At 73.3% G+C, this 4,660-nt stretch carries 5 protein-coding genes; 4 read left to right on the top strand and 1 reads right to left on the bottom strand.

Annotated features, from left to right (window positions below; translation table 11 throughout):
• Positions 1 to 85 precede the first annotated feature (85 nt).
• A complete protein-coding gene (locus BGO15_RS14725; RefSeq protein ID WP_286748450.1) occupies positions 86 to 1,084 on the bottom strand; it encodes an aldo/keto reductase in 999 nt (332 codons plus the stop codon).
• 137 nt (positions 1,085 to 1,221) lie between these two features.
• On the opposite strand from BGO15_RS14725, the gene BGO15_RS14720 reads away from it, so the two are divergent.
• Genes BGO15_RS14720 through BGO15_RS14705 form a run of 4 tightly spaced genes read left to right on the top strand, consistent with a single transcriptional unit; the run spans position 1,222 to position 4,572 of the window.
• Positions 1,222 to 2,244 carry a zinc-dependent alcohol dehydrogenase gene (locus BGO15_RS14720; RefSeq protein WP_286748449.1) on the top strand — a complete coding sequence of 341 codons (1,023 nt, stop codon included), beginning with the start codon at positions 1,222 to 1,224 and terminating at the stop codon, positions 2,242 to 2,244.
• Positions 2,241 to 3,002 carry an SDR family oxidoreductase gene (locus BGO15_RS14715; RefSeq protein ID WP_286748448.1) on the top strand — a complete coding sequence of 254 codons (762 nt, stop codon included), beginning with the start codon at positions 2,241 to 2,243 and terminating at the stop codon, positions 3,000 to 3,002. The genes BGO15_RS14720 and BGO15_RS14715 overlap by 4 nt, the downstream gene beginning before the upstream one ends.
• Positions 2,999 to 3,619, top strand: coding sequence for a bifunctional 4-hydroxy-2-oxoglutarate aldolase/2-dehydro-3-deoxy-phosphogluconate aldolase (eda, locus tag BGO15_RS14710; protein ID WP_286748447.1), 621 nt, complete (start codon positions 2,999 to 3,001; stop codon positions 3,617 to 3,619). Before BGO15_RS14715 ends, eda begins: the two co-directional genes overlap by 4 nt.
• Entirely contained in the window at positions 3,616 to 4,572 is a 957-nt protein-coding gene (locus BGO15_RS14705) for a sugar kinase (RefSeq protein ID WP_286748446.1), read from the top strand. The genes eda and BGO15_RS14705 overlap by 4 nt, the downstream gene beginning before the upstream one ends.
• The last annotated feature ends 88 nt before the right edge of the window (positions 4,573 to 4,660 follow it).

Raw genomic sequence — 4,660 nt, 5'->3', positions numbered from 1 at the left:
TGACGGTCAAGGTCACCAAGTGACCTGACCCGGCCCGACACGGGGGGCGGGACGCGGCCACCACCGCATCCCGCCCCTCCGTGCGTCAGCCCGCCGCGGGATCGGGGACGAGGCCGGTGCTCGCGAGCTCGGCCCAGAGGTCCTCGGGGATCGGTGCGAGGTACCGCTGCACCGTGCTCCGCACGTGGGCCGCTGTGCGCATGCCGGTGACCACCGACACCACGGCCGGATGCCGCAGGGCGTACTGCACCGCCGCATCCGGCAGCTGCACGCCGTGGCGCTCGCACACCATCGCGATCCGGCGGGCTCGCGCGACGACCGCGTCCGGCGCGGTGCCGTAGTCGAACGACGCGGCCGGATCGACCGTCGTGCTGCTGAGCAGCCCGGAGTTGTAGACCGCCGCCGCCACGACGCCGACGCCGCGCTCGCGTGCGAGCGGGAGGAGCTCCTCGAGAGCGGACGCGTCGAGCAGGGTGAGTCGTCCGGCGACCATCACGACGTCCACGTCCGTGCGCCGGATGAACTCCGCGAGCATGGCGGACTGGTTCATCCCGGCGCCGATCGCCCCGACGACGCCCTGGTCGCGCAGCTCGGCGAGCGCGTCGACGCCGGTCGTGGATGCCTCGTCCCAGTGGTCGTCGGGATCGTGGAGGTACGCGATGTCGAGTCGGTCCGTGCCGAGCCGCGTCAGGCTCTGCTCGACCGAGCGGAGCACGCCGTCGCGGCTGAAGTCCCACACGCGACGCGTTGCGGCGGGGACGACGAAGCCGTCGTCGTCGAGCCGGTCCGCCGTCTCGGGGCTGTCGACGAGCAGGCGACCGACCTTCGACGAGAGGACGATCGCGTCCCGATCGCCCGCGGGGATCGCGGCGCCGAGCCGGCGTTCGGACAGGCCGAGGCCGTAGTGCGGCGCCGTATCGAAGTAGCGCAGGCCCCCCGCGAGCGCGGCCTGCACGGCTCCGGCGGCCTCCTCGTCGGAGGTCTCACGGAAGAGGTTGCCGAACTGCGCCGCTCCGAGCCCGAGCTCTGTGAGGGCCAGGCCGGTGCGCAGCGCTCGGCGGGGCAGGGTGTCGGCGGCGCTCACGGGGTCTCCGTCCTCCGGTCGAGGCCTGCGATCGGTCTCGGACTGGTGTCGATGAATCAGCATACGTATTATGTCTGTGAATCAAGAGAGATGTCACGACGATCGTGGCATCGGACGAGCGAAGGGGCCGGTCGGCGATGCGCGCGGCGAACTATCAGGGAGACCGGACGATCGCGGTCGTCGATCGGGAGCCGTCGGCGCCGGCACCGGGCCAGGTGCGGATCCGGGTCGGCTACGTCGGCATCTGCGGGACGGACCTCCATGTCTTCCACGGCGACATGGACGGCCGCGTCGAGATCCCCGCCACGATCGGCCACGAGATGTCCGGGGTCATCGACGAGATCGGGCCGGGCGTGCACGGCTGGGCCGTCGGCGATGCGGTCACGGTCATGCCGCTCGCGTGGGACGGCACCTGCCCCGCCTGCCGAGCGGGCAACACCCACATCTGCCAGAACCTGGACTTCATCGGCATCGACAGTCCCGGTGCCCTCCAAGAGCTCTGGAACGTGCCGGCGGACGTGCTCGTGCGCCTGCCCGCATCCCTCTCCCTGCGTGACGCCGCGCTCGTCGAACCCGTCGCCGTGGCCGTCCACGACGTGCGCCGATCGGGTCTCGGGCGCGGTGACAAGACGGTCGTGATCGGCGCCGGGCCCATCGGCGTCCTCATCGCCACCGTCGCCACGGCCGCGGGTGCGGATGTGCTGATCGCCGAAGTCGACGCCGACCGCCGGGCCGCGGCGGAGGAGATGGGCCTGCGCACGATCGATCCGAGCGCGGTCGACCAGGTCGGCGTCGTCGAGGACTGGACGGGCGGCGCCGGGGCGGACGTCGTCTTCGAGGTGTCCGGTGCGGCCGCGGCCGTGCTCGGCGCCACCTCCCTGGTGCGGGTGCGTGGCACGCTCGTCGTCGTCGCCATCCACCCCCAGCCGCGGCCGATCGATCTCCACCGCGTGTTCTGGCGCGAGCTGCGTATCCTGGGCGCCCGAGTCTACGAGCGTCCCGACTTCGAAAAGGCGGTCGCGCTCCTGACCGAGGGGGCCATCCCCGCGGACCGGCTCATCACCCGCGTCGTCGGACTGGCCGACGTCGCCGAGGCGTTCCACGTGCTCGAGACCGGCGGGGCGATGAAGATCCTCGTCGACGTGCGGGGCGAGGCATGAGCGCCTTCGACCTGACCGGTCGCCTCGCGGTCGTCACGGGGGCGTCCCGGGGCATCGGCTTCGCGCTCGCGGAGGCGCTCGCCGGCGCCGGCGCCGACGTGATCGGCGTCTCGGCGTCGCTCGACCCGGCGGGGTCGGCGATCGGCGACCGCGTGCGCGCCCTCGGTCGGGAGTTCACCGGACACCGCGTGGACTTCTCCGTTCGGGAGCAGACCGTCGCCTTCGCGCGTGTGCTCGCCGAGCGGGAGCGGCCCGCCGACATCCTCGTCAACAACGCCGGCATGATCAAGCGCGCACCCGCGGCGGACCACCCGGCGGACTGGTTCGACGAGGTGCTGGAGGTCGACCTGGCGAGCGGCTTCCTCCTGGCGCAGGCGGCGGGGCGACGGATGCTGGCCGCGGGCCGCGGCCGCATCCTCTTCACGGCATCCCTCCTGTCGTTCCAGGGCGGCGTGTTCGTGCCGGGCTACGCCGCCGCGAAGTCCGGGGTGGCGGGCCTCGTGCGTGCCCTGTCGAACGAGTGGGCGGGGCAGGGCGTCACCGTCAACGGCATCGCGCCCGGCTACATCGCGACCGACAATACCCAGGCCCTGCAGGACGATCCCGACCGCTCGCGCGCCATCCTGGAGCGGATCCCCGCCGGCAGGTGGGGACGCGCCGAGGACCTCGGCGGCGCCGCGGTCTTCCTCGCCTCGGACGCGGCGCAGTACGTGACGGGCGCGATCATCCCGGTCGACGGCGGATGGCTCGGCCGGTGAGCGCGCTCGAGCCGATCCTGCCGATCGTCGTCATCGACGACGCCGATCGCGCCGCGGGCCTCGCCGAGACCCTGGTCGCGGCCGGCGTCGGGCAGGTGGAGGTCACGCTGCGGACGCCCGCGGCGCTCGAGGCGATCCGGATCATGGCGCGGACGCCCGGGCTCCGCGTCGGCGCGGGGACCGTGCTCACCTCGGACCAGGTGGATGCCGCCGCAGACGCGGGCGCCTCCTTCGTCATCAGTCCCGGCACCGTCGACGATGTGCGGGAACGTGCGCAGGAGCGCGGGATCGACGCGATCCCCGGCGTGGCGACGGCGACGGAGATCCTTCGGGCACGGGCCCTGGGCCACCGCATCCTCAAGCTCTTCCCGGCCGAGCCGCTGGGCGGCGTCGCGGCCGTCGGCGCCTTCGCCGCGGTGTTCCCCGACGTGACGTTCATCCCCACCGGCGGGATCGACGCGCCGCGCGCCGCGGCCTATCTCGCCCTTCCGTCGGTCGCCGCCGTCGGCGGCAGCTGGATGGTGCCGCGCGCCGCGATCGCGGCGGGCGACCTCGCCACCGTCGCCGGGCTCTGCCGCGCGGCCGTGGCGGCCGCCGGGGAGGTGCGTGCCGCGTGACGGACGTCGGATACGTGCTCACGTTCGGTGAGACCATGGCGCTCGTGCGTGCGACCGAGGTCGGAGACCTCGCCGACGTGCACGACGCGCGCTTCGGGACCGGCGGCGCAGACAGCAACGTCGCGATCGGCCTCGCGCGGCTCGGGGTCCCGGCGGTCTGGGTCGGGCGGGTGGGGGCGGACGGCCTCGGTCGCCGCGTCCTCCGGGACATCCGCGGGGAGGGCGTCGCGGTGCACGGCATCGTCGATCCGGATGCCGCGACCGGGCTGATGGTCAAGGAGAAGCGGACGCCGCACACGACCCGCGTGCTCTTCTACCGGGACGGGAGCGCCGGGAGCCGGCTGCGAGCGGGCGACGTCCCCGCCGACGTCGTCCGGAACGCGGCGCACGTGCACGTCAGCGGCATCACGGCATCCCTCTCGCCCACCGCGGTCGACGAGGTGCGGAGCGTCCTGGACACGGCGGGGGCGGCGGGCGTCCCGATCTCGTTCGACGTGAACCACCGGGCCTCGCTCTGGCGGGCCGGGGATCCGGGCGAGCTCTACCGCGACATCGCCCGCCGCGCACGGATCGTCTTCGCGGGCGTCGACGAGGCGGAGCTGCTGGTCGGGCCGACAGGCGGCGATCGAGGCGTGCTCGCCGACCGCATCTGCGCGCTGGGCCCGGCGACGGCGGTGATCAAGGACGGCGCTCGAGGCAGCCTCGCTCGCGAGGGCGGCATCGTCGCCGAACGCGCCGCGCTCGCGGTGCCGGTCGTCGACTCGGTGGGCGCGGGCGATGCCTTCGTGGCCGGCTTCCTCGCCGCCCGCGTGCGCGGAGAGGAGCTCTCCGCGTGCCTCGAGCTGGCGACGGCGGCGGGAGCGTTCGCCTGCATGGGCGCGGGCGACTGGGAGAGCATGGCCCGCACCGCCGACCTGGAACTCCTCACGGATAACGATCCGGTCACGCGCTGAACTCCCTCTTCCAGACATCATACGTATGCCATATTATGAATCGTGCGCCTTTCCGGCGTCGTCAACGAAGTCGACAAGACAAGGAAAA

Origin of the sequence: Microbacterium sp. 71-23 (assembly GCF_001897265.1) — a bacterium.
GTDB classification, from domain to species: Bacteria; Actinomycetota; Actinomycetes; order Actinomycetales; family Microbacteriaceae; genus Microbacterium; species Microbacterium ginsengisoli.
Note: the sequence above shows the minus strand (reverse complement) of the source record. Positions and strands in the feature narration are given on the sequence as shown.